General features: G+C 55.1%; 19 protein-coding genes and 1 pseudogene. 12 read left to right on the top strand and 8 right to left on the bottom strand.

What is annotated here, in order from left to right; genetic code table 11:
- Window positions 1-372 precede the first annotated feature (372 nt).
- On the top strand, window positions 373-1,917 hold the full coding sequence (locus tag VH86_RS06905; RefSeq protein ID WP_045832364.1) for a PAS domain-containing methyl-accepting chemotaxis protein: 1,545 nt from the start codon (window positions 373-375) through the stop codon (window positions 1,915-1,917).
- Window positions 1,918-2,147: 230 nt separating this feature from the next.
- Here the strand turns inward: VH86_RS06905 and VH86_RS06900 are convergent, their stop codons facing one another.
- Window positions 2,148-3,098, bottom strand: a complete 951-nt coding sequence (locus VH86_RS06900) for an AraC family transcriptional regulator (protein WP_045832363.1) — start codon at window positions 3,096-3,098, stop codon at window positions 2,148-2,150.
- Between the two features lie 103 nt (window positions 3,099-3,201).
- Between VH86_RS06900 and VH86_RS06895 the strand changes: the two genes are divergently transcribed.
- From VH86_RS06895 to VH86_RS06880, 4 genes are all read left to right on the top strand, one after another.
- Window positions 3,202-4,389 carry an MFS transporter gene (locus tag VH86_RS06895; protein ID WP_045832362.1) on the top strand — a complete coding sequence of 396 codons (1,188 nt, stop codon included), beginning with the start codon at window positions 3,202-3,204 and terminating at the stop codon, window positions 4,387-4,389.
- Window positions 4,390-4,680: 291 nt separating this feature from the next.
- On the top strand, window positions 4,681-4,890 hold the full coding sequence (locus VH86_RS06890; protein ID WP_045832361.1) for a YdgH/BhsA/McbA-like domain containing protein: 210 nt from the start codon (window positions 4,681-4,683) through the stop codon (window positions 4,888-4,890).
- A 215-nt stretch (window positions 4,891-5,105) separates the two neighbouring features.
- The gene (locus tag VH86_RS06885) at window positions 5,106-6,155 is read left to right on the top strand and encodes a YncE family protein (protein ID WP_045832360.1); all 1,050 of its coding nucleotides are present in this window, start codon (window positions 5,106-5,108) and stop codon (window positions 6,153-6,155) included.
- A 120-nt stretch (window positions 6,156-6,275) separates the two neighbouring features.
- The gene (locus tag VH86_RS06880; protein WP_045832359.1) at window positions 6,276-7,916 is read left to right on the top strand and encodes a dihydroxyacetone kinase subunit DhaK; all 1,641 of its coding nucleotides are present in this window, start codon (window positions 6,276-6,278) and stop codon (window positions 7,914-7,916) included.
- Window positions 7,917-8,123: 207 nt separating this feature from the next.
- On the opposite strand, the gene sbmA is transcribed toward VH86_RS06880, so the two are convergent.
- Window positions 8,124-9,359: a peptide antibiotic transporter SbmA gene (sbmA, locus tag VH86_RS06875; protein WP_045815970.1), complete on the bottom strand. Its 1,236-nt coding sequence runs from the start codon at window positions 9,357-9,359 to the stop codon at window positions 8,124-8,126.
- A 295-nt stretch (window positions 9,360-9,654) separates the two neighbouring features.
- Between sbmA and VH86_RS06870 the strand changes: the two genes are divergently transcribed.
- From VH86_RS06870 to VH86_RS06860, 3 genes are read left to right on the top strand one after another with little or no spacing between them, the layout of a single operon-like run.
- Window positions 9,655-10,389, top strand: coding sequence for a gluconate 2-dehydrogenase subunit 3 family protein (locus VH86_RS06870; RefSeq protein WP_038643585.1), 735 nt, complete (start codon window positions 9,655-9,657; stop codon window positions 10,387-10,389).
- Window positions 10,390-10,391: 2 nt separating this feature from the next.
- Window positions 10,392-12,176, top strand: a complete 1,785-nt coding sequence (locus tag VH86_RS06865; protein ID WP_045832358.1) for a GMC family oxidoreductase — start codon at window positions 10,392-10,394, stop codon at window positions 12,174-12,176.
- A gap of 11 nt (window positions 12,177-12,187) precedes the next feature.
- Window positions 12,188-13,507, top strand: coding sequence for a cytochrome c (locus tag VH86_RS06860; protein ID WP_045832357.1), 1,320 nt, complete (start codon window positions 12,188-12,190; stop codon window positions 13,505-13,507).
- Window positions 13,508-13,600: 93 nt separating this feature from the next.
- On the opposite strand, the pseudogene VH86_RS25465 reads toward VH86_RS06860, so the two are convergent.
- Window positions 13,601-13,726, bottom strand: a pseudogene (locus tag VH86_RS25465) (IS3 family transposase); the annotation flags it as partial.
- 191 nt (window positions 13,727-13,917) lie between these two features.
- Here VH86_RS25465 and VH86_RS06855 point away from each other — a divergent pair.
- Together VH86_RS06855 and VH86_RS06850 are read left to right on the top strand one after the other, a co-directional pair.
- Window positions 13,918-14,985 carry a helix-turn-helix domain-containing protein gene (locus VH86_RS06855; protein WP_045832356.1) on the top strand — a complete coding sequence of 356 codons (1,068 nt, stop codon included), beginning with the start codon at window positions 13,918-13,920 and terminating at the stop codon, window positions 14,983-14,985.
- Window positions 14,966-15,451: a PIN domain-containing protein gene (locus VH86_RS06850; RefSeq protein WP_045832355.1), complete on the top strand. Its 486-nt coding sequence runs from the start codon at window positions 14,966-14,968 to the stop codon at window positions 15,449-15,451. The genes VH86_RS06855 and VH86_RS06850 overlap by 20 nt, the downstream gene beginning before the upstream one ends.
- A 36-nt stretch (window positions 15,452-15,487) precedes the next feature.
- On the opposite strand, the gene VH86_RS06845 is transcribed toward VH86_RS06850, so the two are convergent.
- The 4 genes from VH86_RS06845 to VH86_RS06830 form a co-directional block, all read right to left on the bottom strand.
- On the bottom strand, window positions 15,488-16,897 hold the full coding sequence (locus VH86_RS06845) for an MFS transporter (RefSeq protein ID WP_045832354.1): 1,410 nt from the start codon (window positions 16,895-16,897) through the stop codon (window positions 15,488-15,490).
- Between the two features lie 188 nt (window positions 16,898-17,085).
- Window positions 17,086-18,606 (bottom strand): p-aminobenzoyl-glutamate transporter, encoded by a 1,521-nt coding sequence (abgT, locus tag VH86_RS06840; RefSeq protein WP_038643580.1) that lies wholly within the window; start codon window positions 18,604-18,606, stop codon window positions 17,086-17,088.
- A gap of 269 nt (window positions 18,607-18,875) precedes the next feature.
- Window positions 18,876-20,321, bottom strand: a complete 1,446-nt coding sequence (locus VH86_RS06835) for a M20 family metallopeptidase (protein ID WP_045832353.1) — start codon at window positions 20,319-20,321, stop codon at window positions 18,876-18,878.
- On the bottom strand, window positions 20,318-21,631 hold the full coding sequence (locus VH86_RS06830; RefSeq protein ID WP_045832352.1) for an amidohydrolase: 1,314 nt from the start codon (window positions 21,629-21,631) through the stop codon (window positions 20,318-20,320). Before VH86_RS06830 ends, VH86_RS06835 begins: the two co-directional genes overlap by 4 nt.
- Before the next feature lie 114 nt (window positions 21,632-21,745).
- Between VH86_RS06830 and VH86_RS06825 the strand changes: the two genes are divergently transcribed.
- Window positions 21,746-22,648, top strand: coding sequence for a LysR family transcriptional regulator (locus VH86_RS06825; protein WP_038643576.1), 903 nt, complete (start codon window positions 21,746-21,748; stop codon window positions 22,646-22,648).
- 78 nt (window positions 22,649-22,726) lie between these two features.
- Window positions 22,727-23,158, top strand: coding sequence for a VOC family metalloprotein YjdN (gene yjdN, locus VH86_RS06820; RefSeq protein WP_045832351.1), 432 nt, complete (start codon window positions 22,727-22,729; stop codon window positions 23,156-23,158).
- A 114-nt stretch (window positions 23,159-23,272) separates the two neighbouring features.
- On the opposite strand, the gene VH86_RS06815 is transcribed toward yjdN, so the two are convergent.
- A complete protein-coding gene (locus tag VH86_RS06815) occupies window positions 23,273-24,133 on the bottom strand; it encodes a nucleoside-specific channel-forming protein Tsx (RefSeq protein ID WP_045815979.1) in 861 nt (286 codons plus the stop codon).
- Window positions 24,134-24,548 lie beyond the last annotated feature (415 nt).

Genomic DNA, 24,548 nt, shown 5'->3' with positions numbered 1-24,548 from the left:
GTGCGGACATTGCAAGAGTCGCCTTAAATATCGTCGTCAATGGACTGCGGTATGTGGACAAGTCGCGATAAATAGCGTCAATAAGCGGATGCGGTGTTCGGCCTGGTCGCCATCAATTATGGGATGGGCTTAGGTACACATTGATGTGCACCTTGCTCATTTTGCGCCCCGGCAAAACCTTGATTTCATATACTCTAAATAAAATTTTATCGATCGATTTCCGCCATAAAAAACAGGGATATTATTCACTGCGGCTTTAATTCAGGATAAAAATTAATTCTCATCGCTAAAGACCGCTCCCTGCGCTGCCGAAAAGGTAAAAAAGTGTAATTGATTTTTTCCTTTAGCCTGCATCTTGCAAGGACAACACACATGCGGAACAACCAGCCCATCACACAGCGTGAGTTCATTTTTGATGATAACGCTACGCTGATGTCGACCACCGACCTCAACAGCTATATCACCTATGCCAACGACGCCTTTATTGAGGTCAGCGGTTTCGAGCCGGAGGAGGTCAATGGGCAACCGCATAACATGGTGCGTCACCCGGATATGCCGCCGGAAGCGTTTGCCGACATGTGGGCCACCCTGAAACAGGGCGAACCCTGGACCGCGCTGGTGAAAAATCGTCGTAAGAACGGTGATCACTATTGGGTGCGAGCCAATGCGATTCCGGTGGTGCGCGAAGGAAAGGTGCAGGGCTTCATGTCGGTGCGCACCAAACCTTCCGCCGAAGAGATCCGTCAGACCGAAGCGCTGTACCGTGATTTCCGTGAAGGGCGTGCTAAAGGCCGTTGTTTCCATAAAGGGCTGCTGGTCGGCACCGGCTGGCGTCGTCTCGGTTCGCTGCTGAAAACCTTGCCGCTGCGCTGGCGCATTCGATCCACCTTGATCGCCGTGCTGCCGTTGTCCGTGATCGGCGTCTGGCTGCTGGGAGTCGCACCGATGGCGCTGGGCGGTTTTGCCGCTGGCATGGCCGGTTTGTTGCTGTTGGCGAGTCTGTGGCTGGAGCAGCAGATTTCCCGTCCAATGGAGCGTATTTGCCGCCAGGCATTGAGCGTCGCCACTGGCGCCAGTCATAAGGTGGATCAGTTAGATCGTGTGGATGAAATCGGGATCACGCTGCGGGCGATCGGACAGCTCGGCCTGATGTTCCGCTGGCTGGTGGATGATGTCAGCGGCCAGGCGATCAATGTACTCAGTGCCAGCGGTGCGATAGCGCGCAGCAACGACGAATTGAGCCGTCGCACTGAGCAGGCAGCGGCCAACGTGCAGCAGACCGCCGCCACCATGAATGAAATGACCGCCACGGTGAAAAGCAACACCGATACGGCTAATGAAGTGAATAAGCTGTCAGAAAATACCAGCCACGCCGCGCTGAAAGGCGGTGAAGTGATGCAGGAGATGGTGGGGATGATGGCGGATATCGCCGACAGCTCGAAACGCATCGCCAATATTACCAGCGTGATCGACGGTATCGCTTTCCAGACCAACATTCTGGCGTTAAACGCCGCGGTGGAAGCGGCGCGTGCTGGTGAGCAGGGCAAAGGGTTTGCAGTGGTCGCGGGTGAGGTGCGCAGCCTGGCGCAGCGTAGCGCCAAAGCCGCCAGTGAAATCAAAACGCTGGTGGAAACCAGCGCGGGTCGCGTGCAGTCGGGTAGTCATCACGCTGATGCGGCCGGGCGCACCATGCAGGATATTGTCGACCAGGTGCAAAACGTCACGGCATTGATTGCCCAGATCAGTTCTGCCACGGCGGAACAGTCCATCGCGCTAAGTGAAGTGAGTACTGCAGTGGAAGATCTCGACGATATCACGCACCAGAATGCCGCTCGCGTGGCGGAAAGTGCCGAAGCGTCCGGGCGCATGACGCGTCAGGCGAATCGCCTGGTGGAAGCGATCAGCGTATTCCGTTAAAGGAACTCGCACGCTGCGCGAAACGCGCCAAAGCGTCAGCCGAATCGCGTGCTGGAAGCGATCGGCGTGTTCCGTTAAAAGGTTTCGCACGCTGCGAGGAATACGCCGAAGCGTCAGGCGAATCGCCTGGTGGAAGCGATTAGCGTATTCCGTTAAAGGAACTCGCACGCTGCGCGAAATACGCCGAAGCGTCAGCCGAATCGCGTGCTGGAAGCGATCGGCGTGTTCCGCTAAAGCGTCTCGCGCGCTGCACGTAATGCGCCGGGTGGTGAGCCGACAATGCGTTTAAACGCCCGGCTAAATGCCGCCAGCGAGCCATAACCGAGGTGGAAGGCGACGCTTTCTACCGCTTCGCCCTCATTGACGATCCGCTCTACCGCCAACCGCATGCGCAGTTCGGTGAGATAGCGCAACGGTGTCATGCCGGTGGCCGTTTGAAAGCGAGCAGCAAACACCGAGCGTGAACTGCCTGATTCGCGTGCCAGACGTTCCACCGTCCAGTTTTCGCCCGGCGCACGATGCATGGCCGCCATCGCCTGGCTCAGACGCGGGTCGCGCAGCGCCTGCACTAATCCGCTGCCCTTACCGCAGCCGTTCTCAACCCAGCCGCGCACAATCTGCGCTGCCACCACATCTGCCAGACGGGAAAGAATGCCAGCGAAACCGGCTTTGCGGTCGCGGGTTTCACGCTCCATCGCATCAAGAATCGGCTGGATTTCAGGGTACTGCGCCAGCAAGGTACTCACCAGCATGACATCCGGCATGGTGTGTACCAGCGGCTGCATACCGCCGAGTTCAAACGCCATGCAGGCGCTAAACAGAATCACATCGCTGTCATCCGGGCAGCCTTCGCTGCTGTCACCAATGTCACAGACGCTGTCACAGATCGGTTTACTGTTGAAGGTGTCGATCGGTTCACAGATGGCCTCCTCGCTGGAGATCAGCGCGTGCGCTTTGCCATGCGGGATCAGCAGCGCATCACCCGCCTGCAACGGATAGATTACGCCAGACGCTGAGCGGATCATTAACGATCCACGGCCAACAAAGTGCAGCTGTGCCTTGCCCGGCGCGTCATCGTATTGCAAACCAAAAGGGGTATGTAAGGCGATACGCTGATATTTCACGCCATACAGGCGCATGCCCATCAGCAGTTCACTGGTCAGATCTTCATAGCGGCTCATACGAATCCAGACGAATTATCAAAAAACAAAGTTTTTGTATCATAGATCGTCTTGCGTCGTCTCACTATGCTTACAACCTGAATTTTTGTGATGGGGATCGCAGATGAGTCTGGATACTGAAGTAGTCGAAACAAGTATAGCGGTGGATAAACCCGCATGGGGCGCGGTGTTTGCCATGGCTTTTGGCGTGTTCGGTCTGATAACTGCCGAATTTCTGCCGGTGAGCTTGCTGACACCGATTGCCGACTCGCTGCAAGTGAGCGAAGGGCAAGCGGGACAAACGGTGACCGTGACCGCGCTGGTGGCGCTGCTCACCAGCCTGGTGATCGGTAATATTACGCGCCGTCTTGATCGTCGCCTCGTGATGCTGGCCTTCACGCTGCTGCTGATTGCCTCGGCGCTGCTGGTGGCATTTGCAGAGAACCTGCCGATGATCCTGCTGGCGCGCGTGCTGCTCGGCATGGCGATTGGTGGCTTCTGGACGCTCTCGACCGCGATTACCATGCGGCTGGTACCGAGCGATCAGGTGCCGAAGGCGCTCTCGATAGTGTTCAGCGGTATTTCACTGGCGACCATTATTGCCGCCCCGTTGGGAAGCTATCTGGGAGGCCTGATTGGCTGGCGTAACATTTTCCTGCTGACCGGTGTATTGGGTGTGCTGGCGCTGTTCTGGCAGTTCTTCACGCTGCCTGCGATGCCGCCAGAGAATAAAGCGCGCAGCGGCGGCGTGCTGGATCTGCTGCGCAACAGCCTGATGCGCTGGGGCATGCTGGCGGTGATCATGATGTTCACCGGACACTTTGCCTTCTTTACTTATCTGCGTCCGTTCCTGGAAAATAGCGCACAGCTCAACATCAATCAGCTGTCGCTGGTGCTGCTGGCGTTTGGTGTGGCGAATTTCTTCGGTACTTCGCTGGCGGGCTTCCTGGTGACGCGTAGCGTCTCTCTGACGCTGACCGGCATGGCGCTGGTGATGAGCGTGACGGCGGTGGTGCTGGTGAGTTTTGGCAATCTGCCGTGGCTGGTCGGTGCGGGCGTCGCCATGTGGGGACTGGCGTTTGGTTCGATGCCAACGGGCTGGTCAACCTGGATCTCCCGTGCGGTGCCGGATGATGCCGAATCCGGCGGTGGTTTGCTGGTGGCAACCATTCAGCTGGCCATCACTGCGGGTGCTGCGGCAGGTGGCTGGATGTTTGATCTTAACGGTGCGGGCGGTGTATTCCTCGCCAGTGGCGTGCTGATGCTGCTGGCGGCGATCACTATTTTCACGCGCGTCAGGCATCACGGTTAAGGCTTGGGCGGTATCAATGCTGCTCAAGCGAAGATGCACTGGACCGGAAGGTCACCCTTAGGGTGACCTTTTTTTATTCTCTCTATCACAGCCATAAATCCTGCCTTTCAATCAAAACATGGATTTTTAACCCTTTGTACAGATGTTAATCCAAACGTGCTTTTATTGTTCAAATTAATAGAATGACATTGCCAAATCTCTCCGCTTTTTTGTGATCAATTTCACGCCTATTATTTATCTCAACAAGGTGATGACGCCTTACCTGATAAAACATTCACTGAGGAATTGACCATGAAATCTATCAAAACTTTTGTTGCTGTTATCGCTCTCTCTGCTCTGCCATTTGCTAGCTTCGCGCAAAGCGTCACCGCATGTGCTTCAACGCTGGATGGTGCCGAAGCGCAAATCGCTGCTCAGGCGCATAAAGTTGGTGCTTCCTATAAAGTGACTGAAGCCAACTTCAATAACGGCGTGCACATGACTGCCGAACTGACCAAATAAGTCTGCGTTAACGTTCTGTGCTGACAGGGTGCCTTAGGGCGCCCTGGCGGCGTTGGTAACCTGATAAAAACCTGTCGCTTTCCTCTCTAAATGATTACTATTCTCAAAAAAAATCATCCTTCGTCAGCTCGCCTCGGGCTGTCTTTTTGAAATTGGTTGCACTGTCGAGCTTTCACTTCACTGCCATGAGGCGGTGGATTTGCTATGGAGAAGTTATGAAAGCGATTAAAACAACATGGGCGCTGCGTCCATTGCTGCTGGCAACGGCGCTGTTATCTTCCTCTGCTGTGCTGGCTGCGGAGTCTCAGCCGCTGAACCAGGTGATTTCCAAAGGGGCCTACGAACTGGCGTTCAGCAACAGCGATAACGCGCTGTTCCTCGCCACGGCGCAAAACGCCAGCGGCAAAGGTGGCACCGTCTACCGTCTCGACCCGCAGGATCTGTCGGTGAAGCAGACCATCAGCACCGATCTGCCCACCTTTGGCGCTGCCATCAACCAGAAAACCAACACGCTGTTCTTTGGTAACACGCGAGACGCGGCGCTGACCTCGGTGGATGCCAGCAGCGGTAAAGTGCTGAACTCGCTGGTGCTGGATGCGCGTCAACGCAGCGAAACTGTCCGTCCACTGCAGCCGCGTGAAGTGGTCGCCGATGCGGCAACTGACCGCGTGTATGTCACTGGTCTCGGTGAGCAGAGCGTGGTGTGGGTAGTGGATGGTAAAACCCTGAAGCTGGTCAGCACCGTCCCAAACACCGGTAAGATGGGCACCGGTTTGGCTATCGATTCTGCGGCGCAGAAATTGTATGTGACCAACGCCGATGGCGAACTGGTGACCATCAACACGCGCCTCAACGCGATTGAAAAACGCCAGAAAATTGAAGGTGATAAAGATCACTTCTTCCTGAATATCGCGCTGGATACCCAGGGCCATCGCATCTTCCTGAGCGACTCTAAACAGCCTCAGGTGCTGGTGCTGGATTCCCGCACTCAGCAGGTGATTCACAAGATTGATGTGCCAGAATCTCTGGCGGTACTGTTCAATGCCGATCGCAACGAACTGTACGTCACGCATCGCAAAGCGGGTGAGATCAGTATCATCGACGCGAGCAGCTATAAAGTGAAACGCACGGTGAAAGCACCTGGCCTGCCGAACAGCCTGGCGCTGTCAGCAGACGGTAAAGCGCTTTTTGTCAGCATCAAGCAGCCGGGCACGCGTAAAGAGCCACCAAAAAACCCGGATAGCGTTTTGAAAATCGATCTCTGATCGTAGTTTTCCGAATTAAAGGGCGGCGCGTGCCGCCCTTTGCATTTCCGCACTTTCCTTTCCCGATCCCCCCGCGATATACGCTACCTTTACCTCGACAACACCAATGGAGAGGAAGCAATGAGCCAGTTTTTTATGCATGAGAAAAACGATCTGGTGAACGAAGCCATCGAAGGGGTTTTGCTGAGCACGCCATGGCATAACCTGAGCCGTCTCGATCTCGGTGATGAGATCCGCGTGGTGGTGCGTACGGATTGGGATAAGAGCAAAGTGGCGCTGATCTCCGGCGGCGGATCGGGGCATGAACCGGCGCATGCCGGTTTTGTCGGCAAAGGCATGCTCACGGCGGCGGTGTGCGGAGACATTTTTGCCTCACCGAGCGTCGATGCGGTGCTCAATGCCATCATCAATGTCACCGGCGATGCCGGTTGCCTGCTGATTGTGAAGAACTACACCGGCGATCGATTGAACTTCGGCCTGGCGGCGGAGAAAGCGAAAAATCTCGGCTACAACGTCGAGTTGGTGATGGTGCAGGATGATATTGCGCTGCCGGAAAATCCACAGCCACGCGGCATTGCCGGGACGGTGCTGGTGCATAAGATCGCCGGTTTTGCCGCCGAGCAGGGGCAATCGCTGGATAAGGTCAAAGCGCTGGCACAACGCGCGATTGATGCTACCTCATCGATTGGTCTGGCGTTCGCGACCTGCCATATTCCTGGCGAAAAGCGTGATGAACGCGTGGAAGCAGGCCATAGCGAACTGGGCATGGGCATCCACGGCGAGCCGGGCGTGGTGACGCTGGATACCCAAAACAGCCGAAAAATCAGCAGTATTATGACCGATAAACTGGCGCAGTCCTTGCCAGACGGCAAACAGGCGCTGCTGTTGATCAATAACCTGGGTGGCTTCTCCCAACTGGAGCTGGCGGTGTTAACGCGTGAAGTGTTGCAGTCGCCACTGGCGGCGCGGGTTACCCATCTGATCGGCCCGGCAACCCTGGTCAGCGCGTTGGATATGAAAGGGTTCTCACTGTCATTGCTGGCGCTGGAGGAACCGTTCCTGGAGGCACTGAATGCGCCAGTGCAAGTGCTGGGTTGGGTGCCGGTCTATGACTTCGCCCCGATCAGTTTACAGAGTGCTGAAAAGGTTGGCAGCGTGCTGGATTTCGATCCGTCCGAGAATGCTCAGGTAGCTGAGTTGGTGGACCGCGTGACGCAGACGTTGATCGATCTGGAAAGCGAACTCAACGCGCTGGATGCCAAAGTCGGCGACGGTGATACCGGCTCAACCTTTGCGGCAGGTGCGAAGAAGATTCAGCGCGGTCTGCGCGAAAAGCAGCTGCCGCTGGATGAGTTACCCACTTTGGTGGCGCTGGTGGGAGAGCAACTGGCCACGGTGATGGGCGGATCGAGCGGGGTGCTGATGTCGATTCTGTTCACCAGCGCGGGCCAACAGCTGGAGGAAGGCAGCGCGTTACCGCAAGCGCTAATGCATGGGCTAGAGCGCATGAAACACTACGGCGGCGCACAACCGGGACATCGTACGTTAGTCGATGCGCTGCAACCGGCGCTGGAGGCGTTAGTGGCGGGTGAGTCACTGGCCGCTGCGGCGAAAGCCGCTCAGCAAGGCGCGGATGCCACGGCAAAAATGCAGAGTGCCAAAGCGGGACGTTCGGCTTATCTGAACAAACAGAGTCTGGATGGGGTGAAAGATCCGGGTGCTTACGCCGTTGAGAAGGTGTTTGCGGTGCTGGCTGGTTGATTGTTGCTGTTCTAATAGCATGCAACTTTATGGATTTTAGGGGGGGAGCCTAAAGGCTCCCCTACGCATAATGGTAGCGGCGCGATGTATCGCGCGCACCTGAAGCGATGTTACTGCTTACGACTGTTCATTGTCGTTCCCTTACTCGTTGGAGTGGTGCCCAACTTTCGGGGTTCACTTCATCAATTACGCCGCTAAAACGCAACCTTACTCAGCCGACTCGCGCATCATCTCTTGATGCGGGATATCCGCCAGAATTTGCTCGAAGCTGCGCAGACGTTTGTAGATCGACATCAGTTCTACCAGCGTTGACCACGACGAGATCAGATACTGGAACGACGATCGTACCTGATCAAACACATTGGTTATCTGGTTGAGCAAACCGAGCGTAATGGTCCCGGCCACAATCGACGGGAACAGCAGGAACAGCCCGAACACGTTATCGACCTGTAGATAGAGAATGCGGGTGATGTTGAAATAGAGATAGTGGAAATAGAGACGGAAATAGTTAAAGCGCACGCGGCTAAACAGCTCATTCACCGTCGGCGGTGACGCGCGATCGGCGTTGTCTTCGCCATACACCAACTCTTTACGATAGGCAGCTTCAACTCGCTGATTGCGGAACTCCAGCCCCGGTAATTTAATCCCGACGATCGCCAGCAGTCCGGTACCAAACACCGACCACAGCACCGCCGCAATCACCAGCGCATACGGAATGTTGCCTAGCAGCGGGATATCTTTGACGTGGTGTGACAGGGTGATCAGCACCGGCAGGAACGCCACCAGCGTCATAATCGCCTGAATAAAGCTCACGCCCCAATCTTCCAGCGTGCTGGCAAAGCGCATGGTGTCTTCCTGAACACGCTGTGCGGCACCTTCAACATGGCGCAGGCGCTGCCAGTTATGCATGTAATAGTTGTTCATCGCGGTGCGCCAGCGGAACACCCAGTGGCTGATAAAGAATGAGTTCATCACGCCAATCACTACCGCAATCAATGCGATACCTAAAAAGGCGAGAACCTGCTGGTAAAATTCAGCAATCTGCACCGATCCAGCTTTGGTTAAGGCCTTTTGAATCAAATCATAGAATGGACCATACCAGGCATTAACCGCTACGCCGACCTGCACACCAAACCAGGTGACAAAGATGATTAAAGCTGCGCCCCACACTGACCAGCGCTGCCACGGATGGTTATCAATCACCTTCCAGGCAAGGGCGAAAATCGCCGCAACAATCCAGTAATAGGCATAGAACCATAACTGGCTGGCGTGAATAAAACGGCTGGCATTGGTGGGCAGCGGCTGTTGCATCGCCGCATGCAGCGAAGGCCACAGGGCAGGCAAATCATTGGCAAAACCAAACCAGGCGAAAATCGCAATCAAACTCCAAATCGCGGCCGAGCTGAAAAACAGCGCTGGCCGCGGAAAATAGGACTTAAACATAGGCACTCCGCTGTTGTGTGTACTCTTTTATACCGCGTCAGACAGTGTTTTGTCTGTTGTGGGTTGTATCTGACGATGACAGCATCGGCGCAGTTATGTAAAGCAGCGCAGCGAGTTGTTAAGTAATTTGTGCGCATTTGTTTCTAGAAACTAAATTAATACTGTTTGTAGTGTTACACTATGCGCACTGTTACCGGTAACAGTGACGCTGTATCCCTTAAGCCACAACTAAAAAAACAATACAACGCAACGAGTTAACTTTCATACCGCATTCATGTGGTAATGAGGCAATGTCATGTCAGAACAAAAAAATGGTCACAGTCGCAGGGATTTTCTGCTGAGAACCATCACCCTGGCGCCAGCCATGGCCGTTGGCGGTTCGGCGATGGGCGCGTTGGTGGTACCAATGGCCGCAGGAGCAGCAGAGCAACCCGTCGCACCTCAACAAGCACGCGCTTATCAGCCCACCTGGTTTACGGCGGAAGAGTTCGCCTTTATCACTGCGGCAGTGGCGCGCCTGATCCCCAATGACGAACGCGGCCCTGGCGCACTGGAAGCTGGCGTGCCGGAGTTTATCGATCGTCAAATGAACACGCCTTACGCCACCGGCAGCAACTGGTACATGCAGGGACCGTTCAATCCCGACTTGCCCAAAGAGCTGGGCTATCAGTCTCCGCTGGTGCCGCAGCAAATTTATCGCCTCGGCCTCGCTGATGCGGATGGCTGGAGCAAAAAACAGCATGGCAAAGTGTTTGCCGAGTTAACCGGTGAACAGCAAGACGCACTGCTCACTGCGTTTGAAAGCGGCCAGGCGGAATTTCCGCAGCTGGCAGCTAAGACCTTCTTCTCCTTCCTGCTGCAGAACACCCGCGAGGGTTACTTCAGCGATCCAATCCATGGTGGAAACCAGGGCATGGTGGGCTGGAAGCTGATTGGCTTCCCAGGCGCACGCGCCGACTTTATGGATTGGGTAGAGCGCGGTGAACGTTATCCGTTCCCGTCAGTGGATATTCGCGGGGAGAGGGCGTAACCGTGGCAAATGAATTGAAAAAAGTAGATGCAGTGGTCGTGGGTTTCGGCTGGGCTGGCGCGATCATGGCGAAAGAACTCACCGAGGCCGGTCTGACGGTGGTCGCACTGGAGCGCGGTCCGCATCGTGATACCTATCCTGATGGTTCTTACCCGCAGTCGATTGATGAACTGACGTATAACATCCGCAAAAAGCTGTTCCAGGATCTGTCAAAAAGCACCGTCACTATCCGTCACGATGCTTCACAAACGGCGGTGCCCTATCGCCAGCTGGCAGCATTTTTGCCGGGCACCGGTACCGGCGGTGCAGGTCTGCACTGGTCCGGCGTACATTTCCGTGTCGATCCGGTGGAGCTGAACCTGCGTAGCCACTACGAGCAACGCTACGGTAAAAACTTCATCCCGGAAGGCATGACGATTCAGGACTTTGGCGTCAGCTATGATGAGCTGGAGCCGTTCTTTGATCAGGCTGAAAAAGTATTTGGGACGTCCGGCAGCGCCTGGTCGATCAAAGGCCAGCTGCTGGGCAAAGAGAAAGGCGGTAACCCTTACGCGCCGGATCGTTCTAGTGCTTTCCCACTGCCTGCACAGAAACGCACTTATTCTGCACAGCTGTTTGCACAGGCCGCTGAATCAGTGGGTTATCACCCTTACGATATGCCGTCGGCAAACACTTCAGGCCCGTACACCAACACCTACGGCGCACAGATGGGGCCGTGTAACTTCTGCGGTTACTGCAGCGGTTATGCCTGCTACATGTACTCCAAAGCGTCGCCAAACGTAAATATCCTGCCTGCACTGCGTCAGGAGCCGAAGTTCGAACTGCGTAACAACTCCTACGTGCTGCGTGTGAATCTGACGGATGACAAGAAGCGTGCCACTGGTGTGACCTATCTGGATGGCCAGGGCCGTGAAGTGGTGCAGCCTGCGGATTTGGTGATTCTGTCGGCGTTCCAGTTCCATAACGTGCATCTGATGTTGCTGTCAGGCATCGGCAAACCGTATAACCCGATCAGCAACGAAGGTGTAGTAGGCCGTAACTTTGCCTATCAGAACATCTCGACCCTGAAAGCGCTGTTTGACAAGAACACCACCACCAACCCGTTTATCGGGGCAGGCGGTGCGGGCGTGGCGGTGGATGACTTCAACGCGGACAACTTTGACCACGGTCCACACGGCTTTGTCGGCGGCTCACCGTTCTGGGTGAATCAGGCGGGTACCAAGCCGATCTCCGGTCTGCCAACGCCGAAAGGCACGCCAAACTGGGGCAGCCAGTGGAAAGCTGCTGTCGCCGATACTTACAACCATCACATTTCGATGGATGCGCACGGTGCGCACCAGTCGTATCGCGCTAACTATCTCGATCTCGACCCGAACTACAAAGATGTCTATGGTCAGCCGCTGCTGCGCATGACTTTTGACTGGCAGGATAACGACATCAAGATGGCGCAGTTTATGGTTGGCAAGATGCGCAAAATCACCGAAGCGATGAACCCAAAAATGATCATCGGCGGCGCCAAAGGACCAGGCACGCACTTCGATACCACCGTGTACCAGACCACGCACATGAGCGGCGGTGCGATCATGGGTGAAGATCCGAAAACCAGTGCGGTTAACCGCTATCTGCAGAGCTGGGATGTGCCGAACGTGTTTGTCCCTGGTGCGTCTGCGTTCCCGCAGGGCCTTGGCTACAACCCAACCGGCATGGTGGCGGCGCTGAGCTACTGGTCAGCCAAAGCTATCCGCGAGCAGTATCTGAAAAACCCCGGCCCACTGGTTCAGGCATAAGGAACACGGCGATGATCAAAAGCATTTTGGCCCTGTTTCTGGGCACGATGACGTTCGCCGCAGTGGCGGACGAAGCAGGTTCGGACGCACTGGTAAAGCGCGGTGAGTATCTGGCGCGCGCGGGTGACTGCGTGGCCTGTCACAGCACTGCAGGCGGCAAGCCGTTTGCCGGTGGCTTACCGATGGCGACGCCCATTGGCACCATTTACTCCACCAACATCACGCCGGACAAAACCACCGGTATTGGTGACTACAGCTACGACGATTTCCAGAAAGCGGTGCGTCATGGCGTGGCGAAAAATGGCGACACGCTCTATCCAGCGATGCCTTATCCGTCTTACGCGGTGGTCAGCGATGACGACATGCAGGCGTTGTATGCCTACTTTATGCATGGCGTACAGCCGGTGTCGCAGGCTAATAAAGACAGCGATATTCCCTGGCCGCTGTCGATGCGCTGGCCGCTCTCCATCTGGCGCGGCATGTTTGCGCCAGACGTGAAAGCGTTCCAGCCAGCCGCGCAGGAAGATCCGGCGCTGGCGCGTGGTCGTTATCTTGTGGAAGGATTGGGTCACTGCGGTGCCTGCCATACGCCACGCAGCATTACCATGCAGGAAAAAGCGCTGACCAATGGTGAAGGCAATGATTACCTGTCAGGCAGCAGCGCACCGATTGACGGCTGGACCGCCAGCAATCTGCGTGGTGACAACCGTGATGGTTTAGGCCGCTGGAGCGAAGATGACCTGAAACAGTTCCTGCGCTATGGCCGCAACGATCACACCGCTGTGTTTGGTGGCATGACCGACGTGGTACAGCACAGCCTGCAGTATTTGAACGACGAAGATATCAGCGCCATTGCTAAGTATCTGAAATCGCTGGGTGCGAAGGATGCCAGCCAGACAGTGTTTACGCAGGACGATGCCGTTGCCAAAGCATTGTGGAAGGGCGATGACAGCCAGCCAGGCGCATCAGTGTATGTCGATAGCTGTGCGGCCTGTCATAAAACCGACGGCAGCGGCTATCAGCGCTTCTACCCGGCGCTGCGTGGCAATCCGGTGGTGATGGCCGAGGATCCCACCTCGCTGATCCATATCGTGCTGGTGGGCGGCACCTTGCCTGGCGTGCAGGGTGCACCGTCAGCCATCACCATGCCGGCGTTCGGCTGGCGTCTGAACGACAACCAGGTCGCTGATGTGGTGAACTTCATCCGCGGCAGTTGGGGTAATGGCGCGAAGTCGACGGTAACGGCGAAGGATGTGGCGAAGCTGCGCAAGGATGAAACGGTCGAGTCGAAGCAAGGCAGCGCGGATATTAAGGTGCTGGAAGGGCAGTAAGCCAACACTGTGTTTTAAAGCACGATAAATCGCGCCGCTACAGACTGCACTGATAGCGGCGCAATTTATGAAGTGAACCCTTAACCTGGACAGTTATAACATCGCGTGTTCGTGCTGGGTTCGGTATTGTACCGGGCTCAGTCTACCTAACCCCGCATTGATCCGTTCGTGGTTGTAATAGTTTATCCAGCTTCCTATCGCTTTCTTTAACTCACCGACCTCACTGACTAAATGAAGCATTCATACTTACCGTTGCAATAATTGTGTTCTTCACCCCCCTCAAAAATTACATCCCTACAAGCCTTGTCTCATTTTTCATCCCTCTCATTGCAAGGCCATCGTTAAGCGCACATAATTCCGGTTTATAAAATTGTAAAAATTACTTTTTTTATAAACCAACGGAGGTCAGTGTGTTTGGAGAACGTTTATTGCGCGCGCGCTCCGCTGCGGGCTTATCCATGAAGCAGCTGGCTGAAAAGGCCGGCGTCAGCGCCAATATGATCAAGAAATACGAGCATAACGAAAGCATGCCGGGGTCTGCGGTGCTGGTGAAAATGTCGCGCGCGTTAGGCGTGCGTAACGAATATTTCTTCCGCCCGACGACGGTTGCACTGAAAAATATCGAGTACCGCAAACGCCAGACGCTATCGGCCAAAATGTTGGCGCAGATCCATGCTGATGTGATTGATCAGGCTGAACGGTGGCTTGAACTTGCCAATCTGTGGCCTAACTTCCCTGTTCCTATATTTGCTCAACCTCAGCTGCCTGCTGGGCAAGTTGAGAACTATGAGCAGATTGAAACGATTACCGATCACGTTCGGCTGCAGTGGGGACTGGGTCAACAGCCCATTACCCACTTGATTGATGTGCTGGAAAGCCATGGGATTCTGGTTATCGTCACGGATATCGATCACTCTGACAAGTTTGATGGCTGCCAGGCGATGATTGATGCCATACCTGTCATCGTTATTTCTGCTAAATGGCCCGGTGATCGCCAGCGGTTTACCCTGGCGCATGAACTGGGGCATTTGATTTTACAGGGTCGCCTTGCATCTCATCTTGATGAGGAGAAAGCCTGTCATCGCTTTGCGGGGGCTTTGCTTTTCCCTGCGAGTGCCGTGTTTCAGCACTTTGGTCACCGGCGTGCTCGTCTTGAGGTGAAAGAACTTTACCTGCAAAAAATGGATTATGGTCTGAGCATGTTGGCCTGCGTTTACCGCGCTGGCGATCTGACCGTGATAACAGAGGGCAAACGTAAAGATCTGATCATGATGTTCTCTGCGCGAAAATGGCGTAAACAGGAGCCTGGTGATCAGGTTGCGCGTGAGAGCACTATGCTTTTTCCCCAGTTAATTTATCGCGCGTTAGGCGAAGGGATTATCAGTGAAGGTAAAGCGGCTGAGCTAATGGGCATCTCGTTAGTCACCTTCCACCGCGAGCGACAGATGGGGTGGTCTGATGATCATTCTCGTCAGTGATGCCAACATATTAATTGATATGGAAGAGGGCGATTTATTAGATGCGCTCTTCGAATTGCCCTACCAGTTTACCGTGCCAGATTTACTCTATTTTGATGAGCTTGAAACCCACCATGCCAATTTGCTTGATAAAGGATTGGTCATTGGAGAATTAAGCTCAGCCACTATGACTTACGCCATAAAACTCATTGGGCGTGTGCGTGGGCCCAGCCGAAATGATTGTTTTGCGCTAGCCCTGGCTAAACAGGAAATCTGCCCGCTATTAACCGGTGACAGAGCGCTTAATCGAGTTGCCAAAGAAGAGGGTATAGAGGTTCGTGGAACGCTTTGGGTTGTGGAAGAAATGATTGAGCATCAGATTATTACAGTGGATGGCGCACGCCGGGCTTATTGTCAGATGCGGGACAGTGGCAGGCGTTTGCCATGGGATCTCGCCTTCGCGCAGTTAGACAAACTTGCGAAATAGTGGGCGGCATATTCCCGCCCACGGCCGATTGATTACTCAAATATTCTCCAAATCCAGCCCACGCGTCTTAGGACCGTAAATCCCCACTGACAGCATGACCATCAGCATGCTCAGCACGATAAAGGCGATCACGCCCTGACTGCCGGCGTACTGCAAAATAAGGCCAATCAAAATACTGCTGAACACCGTCGACAGGCGGCTGAAGGAGTAGCAGAAACCCACCGCGCGAGCGCGAATATGTGTAGGGAAAATCTCGGTCTGGTAAGCGTGATAGCTAAAGGTCAGCCACGCGTTGCTGTAGGTGATCAGGAAGCCGCAGATGATCATCAGCACCGGATTGGTTGCCAGCGCAAACAGCGTACCGAACACCACCGTCATCAGGGAGGAGAAAACGATCTGCCATTTGTTCTCAAGTTTATCGGCGTAGCGGCTGCAAATCAGCGAGCCCAGCGGATAGGCGAGAGTAATGAAAAAGGCATACAGCAAGCTGTGCGTCACGGTCGCACCTTTACCGGACAGCAACGCAGGCAGCCAGTTACCGAAGCCGAAGAAGCCAATCGCCTGGAAAAAGTTCATCACCACCAGCATCAGCGTACGCTTGCGGTAAGCCGGTGACCAAATCTCGCTGAAGCGACCTTTTTTCGGCAACGCTGCGGAGGCATCGCTGTCAGAGAAATCTTCGCCCGGCGCAATACCGCAGCGTTTCTCCATTTCACTCAGCACCTTATGCGCTTCCTGATGACGGCCCTGCTGTGCCAGCCAGCGTGCCGATTCCGGCAGGTTTTTACGAATCAGCCAGATTACCAGTGAACAGACGGCGCCAGCGATTACCACCCAGCGCCAGCCTTCAAGGCTCAGGATGGTTTGTGGCACCAGCCACCATGACATCAGCGCCACCGCGGGTACGGACAGGAACTGGATAAAGAAAGAGTAGGCAAAAGCGCGGCTGCGGAGATGAGCAGGCACCCATTCAGACAGATAGGTATCGATGGTCACCAGCTCAACGCCGAGGCCAATACCGACCAGGAAGCGGAACAGGATGATCATTTCAGCGCTCTGCTGGAACGCCATCAACAGCGAGAACACGCCGTACCATGCCAGTGCGCACATAAAGGTCAGACGACGACCAAAGCGGTCGGCATAGGGTGCTAACAGGCTGGCACCGACGAACAGGCCGAGGAAAGTGGCAGAAGCAAAGGCAGCCTGATCAGCAATGCCGAAGACCCCTTCCGAGCCGGTATGAAACACGCCAGCAGCCAGTAGGCCAGAGCTGATATAGCCGGTTTCAAACAGGTCGTAGAGTTCAAAAAAACCACCCAGTGCCAGCAGCGTAATAAAACGCCATAAGCCTGCGGATGAGGGCAGCGCATCGATGCGCCCGGCTAAGGTGCGGCGATCCGCTGCGATGTGATCGTTCGCCATCCCTGTCGAAGTGATTGTTGTCATTATTGGATAAACCTCGGTGTTTGCAGAACTCGCCCGGTTTTATGGGTTTTAAAAATAATTAACCGTTAGCAAGCGAAGGAATAGCAGGATAATCAATTCATCGCGGGTTGCCGAGAGGGGCAACGGTGACATTTTCGCAATCTACGTTGCAGTTCACAGAAGTGTGACCGCCGTCCATGGCGATGCATTTAGTGCAGGCTCGGGTAGACGCCTGGACCAATCGGTAAACCCAGTGCGTACCATGCCAGCAGCAGCACGATCCAGCTGATAAAGAACACCACAGGATACGGGAAGATCAGCACATAATAGGTACCAAGTTGCGCATCTTTCTGGTATCGCTGCAGGAATCCAAGGAACAGTGGCAGGAACGGCGACATTGGCGCCAGTGGCAATACGGCAGAATCCGCGATGCGGAAAATCATCTGGGCAAATGCCGGATGGAAGCCGAGCAGCATAAACATCGGCACGAATACCGGCGCCAGAATCGACCAGATGGCCGAGCCGCTGGCGATAAACATGCACAGAAATGCCGACAGGAACATCAAACCGAGGAACGCGGGCGCGCCACTGATGCCGGCACTTTCCAGCATATCGGTCAGACCGATCGCCATGAATTTGCCCATGTTGCTCCAGTTAAAGAAGGCGACAAACTGTGACAGCGGGAACACCATCACAATAAAGCCTGCCATGCTCTTCATCGGATCCACCAGCAGCTGTGGGATGTCATCAGCCCGTCGAATCTGCTTTGTCACCGCGCCGTAAGCAATCGCCACCACAAAGAAGAACAGGATGATGATCGGTACAATGCCCTGAATAAACGGCGAAGGGATGATACCGCCAGTTTTTGGGTTACGCAGCGGGGCATGTTCCGGCACCACCAGCAGAGCCATCAGCGCGATAAATACCAGTGCGGCAATCCCTGCGGCTTTCAGGCCACGGTTCTCCAGTGCGGTCAGCGGCGGCAGGCGATCGTTGTTGCCGCCATTCCATGCAGGCAGGCGTGGCTCGACGAATTTATCAGTAAGGATGGCACCGGCAATCGTCAGCACAATCACCGAGCTGGCCATAAAGAACCAGTTATCGATCACGCTCACGTGCACGGTATCGCTCACCGCTTTCGCCGCTTCGGTACTGATGCCGGAGAGCAGCACGTCGGTGGTAACGATCAGCAGGTTGGCGGTAAAGCCGGAAGCCACGCCCGCGATAGCCGCCAGTAAACCCGCCACCGGATGACGACCCACGGCGAGGAAGATCAGCGCGCCCAGCGGTGGCATCACCACCAGCGCGGCATCGGATGAGATATGGCTGAAGAAGGCGATAAACAGCACCATATAGCTGGCGTAGCGGCGGCTCACGCGTGAGGCCATCTTCACCATCAGCGATTGCAGCAGGCCGACTTTCTCCGCCAGGCCCGCACCAATCACCAGCGCCAGAATCGATCCCAGTGGGGTAAAGCCGCTGAAGTTTTTGATGATGTTAGGCAGAATCCATTGAATCCCTGCCACGCTCAGCAGATTGTTGACCCGCACCAATTCGCCATTGGTGGGATTTTTCACTGCCAGATCGAAATAGCTGATAATCGCGGTGGCGACCATCAATACCACGATCAAATAGACAAACAGTAAGAACGGGTTGGGCACTTTATTGCCGACCCGCTCAATCCAGCTAAACAGCTTCCCTGGGCTGCGGTTCTCCGTGGTCACTTCCATCGGTATTTCCTCGTCATGTCTGTTGTATTTGCATGCCCGCGTTGGGGCTGTATTTTTTATAGTGTTTTGGCTATTTCTGGGCGCATAAATGCGCCCACTACAACTGCGGTAAACCTCCAATTGCGGCATGCCCCATAACTGCAGCAAACCTACAATTGCGCTACATCCTGCAAATGCGGCAAACCTACAATTGCGGTACAACCCATCACTGCGCCCAAGCCCCGCAGTTTGCGCATTTCTGCGCACTGAATCTGAGCACCACGTTTATTTCAGGATGACAACTTCGATGGCGTCACATCCGCCGGAATTGGGCAGTTATAAGGCTGTTCGCTGCGTACGCGACGGAACTCTTCTGTGCAGCGTGCCAGTGCTTCTTCATCCTGTAACAAGGTCAGCGCGGTGGCGGCCATGACTTTGGCAGCCAGGCACATGCCTTTGTGGCCAAGCGAGGTGCGACCCTGCGCCACCAGTTGCCAGGTGTGCAGCGGCGTACCAAAGGCGAAGCAGGGCGCAAAGCACTGCGCGGTTGGCGTCACCCAACTCACATCGCCGACATCGGTTGAGCCATACAGCAACTCACGCGTCACGGCGTAGGGTGCCACTTCGTCCATCAAAATTTTGTCGCCCAGCGCCTCGGTCCAGGCGATACCGGCTTCACCGCCGGTGCGCGCTGCGTTCAAACGCGCATTGCGCAGATCGTCCTTTGTTAGCGTGGCACGAATCTCGGCGGCGAACTGCTGCTCCTCCGCGCTGTACTCGGGCAAGCCAAACTGATGCAAGTTGCGCTCCATCACCGCTTCCAGCGCACGATTCGGCACATAGTTGGAGCAGGCTTTGTCGAAGCGTACCGTCATGGTGGTGTCGGTCATCAGGGCCGCGCCTTTGGCGATGTTGATTACCCGCTGATAGATATCCTGTGCCTGATCGAGTTCTGGCGCGCGAATCAGATACAGCACTTCAGCATCGGCTTGCACTACATTGGGTGAGACGCCGCCGGTATTGGTCACGGCGTAGTGCACGCGCGCTTCCTGCACAATGTGCTCGCGCAGGAAGTTGGCACCGGTGTTCATCAGCGTCACGGCATCCAGCGCACTGCGTCCCAGATGCGGCGAGTTAGCCGCGTGCGCGGCTACGCCTTTGAAGTGAAAAGCGGCCTGGATATTGGCGAGAGTGCTGAGATTGAACATGCCGCTGAAACCTTCGGGATGCCAGGTCACTGCCGCGTCGACATCATCAAACAGGCCTTCGCGCACCATAAAGGTTTTGCCGGAACCGCCTTCCTCGCCCGGACAGCCGTAAAAGCGCAGTGTGCCGCGTTGGCCGTTTTCTGCCCACCATGCCTTGATGACAAAGGCAGCGGCCAGTCCGGCGGTGCCCAGCAGATTATGGCCGCAGCCGTGCCCATTGCCGTTTTCCACCAGCGGTTGCGGTGTGGCACAGCCCGATTGCTGGCTCAAACCGGCCAACGCATCAAACTCACCAAGGATGGCAATCACCGGCTTACCGCTGCCGATGCTGGCGATAAAGGCGGTGTCGATGTTGCCCACACCACGTTCAACGGTAAAGCCTTCCTGCTCCAGCGCATTGGCCAGAATCGCCGCGGATTGCGTCTCTTCGAAGAGCGTTTCGGGTACATCCCAGATCGCATCGCTGAGGGCAGTAAAGCGTGGCTGGTTTTCATTGATATAACGATCGATAAAGTCGTGATGGCTCATCGCTGGCCTCCAAACTGCGCCTGATTCAGCGCTAAGGTGGCGAGCGTTTGCACTGCGGTGGCCATGATCGCTTCGTCAAAATCGAACTTCGCGTTGTGGTGGCCCGCTGCCAGGTCGCAGCCGAAGATCACATACGATGACTGGCCGCCGCGCTGCTGCACGCGCTCCAGCATGTAAGTGGCATCTTCTGAACCGGCGGCCTGCTTTTTGGTGTCAATTACCGAGCTGAAAATCCCCATGGCATCGGCCTGCTGATGAATAAAGTCGACCCACGGCTGACTAGGGGTGCAGCTGCGCGCGCCGCCCATCAGTTTGATGTCGTACTCAACGCCATACATCGCTGCCGCGCCGGAAATCACGCGCAGGGCCTGCTGATAGATGTCGTCATTGACCTGATTGCTGACGCCACGGGTCTCCACTTTCATCAGGGCATAATCGGGTACCACGTTGCGACCGGATCCTGCCTGCAACACACCCACGTTGACGCGTGCTACACCGCCGCTGTGTTGTGGCAGGTTGTGTAACGCCAGTGTGGCTTGCGCGGCGGCCAGCAAGGCGTTACGACCCTCTTCTGGTTTACCGCCCGCATGGGCACCTACGCCGGTGAAATTGACATCCAGTTTGGTGGTGGCCAGGAAGCTATCGCTGCCGCAAACGATTTCGCCTGCGGGCACGCCTGTGCCGAGATGGATAGCGGTAAACAGATCCACATCATCCACCACGCCCGCAGCGACCATGGCTTTTGCACCGCGCACACCTTCTTCCGCTGGCTGAAAGATAATTTTAATCGTGCCGCTGAGCTGATCTTTCATCTCCATCAACACGCCCGCCAGCGCCAGGCCGATAGTGGTATGACCGTCGTGGCCGCAGGCGTGCATCATGCCGGAATTACAGGAGGCAAAACCTTCGCGAGTGGGGATGTGGTCAGCATCGCGGCTTTCGTTCTGGTCCAGCGCATCCATATCGACACGGAAACCCATCACCGGGCCGGGACGACCCGTCTCCAGCGTGGCGACCACGCCGCAGAAGCCGCCGGAGAAATGTGAGATCCACTGTGGCAGGGCGCCTTGCTCCAGTGCACGAGCTTCCTGCTGCGCCAGCACTTCATCAGAAGGCAGTCCCATGCGCGCATCGGCATCGATCACTTCACGGCCCAGCTCAAGCTGATAACCAAGACGATGCAGCTCTTCTGCCACTATCGTTGCGGTACGGAACTCCAGCCAGCCCGATTCGGCAAAATGGTGCAGATCGCGACGCCAGCTTTGCATCTGTGGAATCCGCGCGTTGACGAGGTCGGAGAGGGTTTTCATCGGCATATCCTTTGTGTTGGTTTTTTATGCATTATCCCGAATCTACACAATGGTATTGGTGCGCATAAGATGCGAATATCTTGTCACTGATAAACAACGGTTATCACAAAAATTATGCCTGCCAACCTTAAACTTCATCAGCTGCGCGCCTTTGTCGATGTGGCCCGCCAGGGCAGTATTCGCGCTGCCAGCCGATTATCGGGACTTTCACAGCCTGCGCTGACCAAAGCGATTCAGGAACTGGAATTGGCACTCGGTGCGCGCTTGTTCGAACGTCGTCAGCAGGGCGTCACGCTGACGGATATCGGTGATAACTTTTTCCGCCACGCCAGTCTGGTGCTGGAAGAGCTACGTGTGGCGCAGGAAGATATTCAGCAGCGATTGGGATTGGCGGGTGGAAGAGTGAATATCGGCGTGGGCGGCAGCATTGCGCGTACCATCATGCCGCAGGTGATCACTCAGTTTCATCGTGAATATCCGCTGGTGAAGGTGCGCATTGTTGAGGGGCAACTGGTGTCGATGGTGCATGAATTGCGGCAGGGCGCGCTGGATTTCACCATTAATACCTACGATCAGCATCACCTGGATCAGGAGCTGATCTTTGAAAGACTGATGCAGCGCGACTATCAGGTGGTGATGCGCAAAGGGCACCCGATGGCGCATGCCCGCTCGTTAGCGGAATTGCAGCACTGCGACTGGACCATGCCGACGCCGCAGGGCAGCTATTACCGCTTGCTGCACGATCTGTTTGGCGAACGCGGTATGGCACCAAAGATCGTAGTGACCTGCGAAACCTTTATGGCCTGCACCAGCCTGGTCGCGAAAAGTGACTTTGTCAGCATTATCTCGCGTGATGTCATCGAAGATCCGACGCACGGTGGCCAGCTCATTGCCCTCGATCTTGACGATCCGCTGCCGAAAGCGACTTTCTATTTGATCCAGCGAAAAGACACCGCGCTGACGCCAATGAGTGCATACATGGCTCAGCTGTTCCGGCGCTATTGTCAACAAAGGTAAGAGTGCGGCCTGGCTCGCAGCTGATTACTTATTGCCCACTACACTTGCACTGGACGTTCCAATTGTGGAGAACTGACCATGCAAATTACACCTTATGTGTTTTACAACGGCCGCTGTGAAGAGGCGATTGCCTTCTATCTCGCGGCCACTGACGGCGAATTGCTGTTCAAAATGACATTCGGTGACATGCCGGATGAAACCCCTGTTGAGGATGAAGGCTGCCCCTCTGGCGTGACCTTCTCGCCAGAACAAATCATGCATGCCCATTTGCGTATCGGACAGGGTGAATTGATGATGAGCGATGGTGCACAGCAAACTGACTACGCCGGATTTTCCGTGAGCCTATCCACGCCAGATGAAGCGCAGGGTAAACGCTGGTTTGACGCGTTGTCAGCGGGTGGGGAAGTGACGAAAAAGTGGGAACCGACGTTTTGGGCGCACGGTTTTGGCATGTTTACCGATAAATTCGGGGTGCCCTGGATGGTGAATGCTTATAAACCGCAAATTTGACGGCCCGGTTTTTTACAGCCCGTCAGCAACGTTGCGGCGCAATTTAATGCACTTCTGAAGCGATATTAAGGCTTCAGGAACACGCGAAAATTGCGCCGCTATAGTATCAGCGTATTAGAAGTTGTAACCCACGACCAGGTAGTAACCCCAGCCCGTCGATTTCACTTCAAACGGACCGTTGCCGAAGTTCAGCTCCTGTCCATCCGCCCACTGGCCGCCATTGTGGAAATAACGTGCCACGGTAGAAACGTGCCAGTGATCGTAGTTCAGCGAAAGAATATGGCTGGATGCGATCGAGTTGCTGGTACGGCCAGAAGCATCACCCAGATCGGAACCCCAGTCGAAGTTGGTGAAGCCGATGTAGCTCAGCTTGCCGCCCCACAGATCGGTAATCGGCACAAAGTATTTCACTTTGAAGCGATATCCATCCCAGCTATTTTCGTTCGCTGCACCGTAGTTCTGCCACTGGTATTTAGCATAAACGTTCAGAGACAGGCCGATATCGCTATGGGTATCGATGTCGGTACCCAGACCCATGTACCAGGTGTTCTGACGCTGTGAAGCGTTGCGACCCATGTCATAGATATAGTTGTTTGCGAAGTACCACTCTTTAAACGGACCAAATGCCAGGCTGGTGCCGGTCAGTTTATCAATTGAGAAACGTGGCTCAATTTCCATGAACAGCGGCGAACCGTGGTCGAAAATGCCGTTAGCGTTGCTGTTACCCACGCCAAAGAAGTTGGTCAAATCCGCATAGCCGTAGAAATCGAACCAGTCTTTTTTAGCAAAGGCTTCGTATTCGAGATACACGTCATTGTTGAACTGCGGTCCGAAGCGGGTATGGGTGCTGCCCACCACGTTAACGCTCTGGTGCCACCAGTCTGAAAGATACTGCGGATCGCTGTCTGCCGCTTGTGCCGCGCCGGTCCAGCTGCTGGCCAGTAAGGCCCCTGCTATCAATGCTTTAAATTTCATTATTTTATTAACCACATGCTAGTGATTGCTGCGGTTGCGCCGCAATCGAGTGAAATCGATCCCAGGGGATGGGCCGTGTGTTGTTTTATCCGGTCTGAATCGCCGAATTTTCAAATGTGCGTAATTTGCCTGTAACAGAGCGATAGGAAATAGATTTCGATCACGTTTGTCAAAATGTGTTGCATTTTGATTCACTGAATATGTGACTATGATCACATAAATGCTGTGTGGCGAACGGAACCCCGCAACCGTTTACGTTGTCGCGTACGGTGGCAAAGAGGTCAGATGCGGATAAAGGATAGGGCGGCACGATTCATCGTGCGTCCTTGGAATTTAATAGCGGAAAAATATGTGATTCATCGCGTGCCGAGGGAGTTTGATTATGTGGAAAATGACCCAAAGCCCAAAGCCCAAA

This window comes from Pantoea sp. BL1 (assembly GCF_000963985.1).
In the GTDB taxonomy this organism is placed as follows: Bacteria; Pseudomonadota; Gammaproteobacteria; order Enterobacterales; family Enterobacteriaceae; genus Pantoea; species Pantoea rwandensis_B.
The sequence above is the reverse complement of the archived record's forward strand: the minus strand, read 5'-3'. Positions and strand labels throughout refer to the sequence as shown.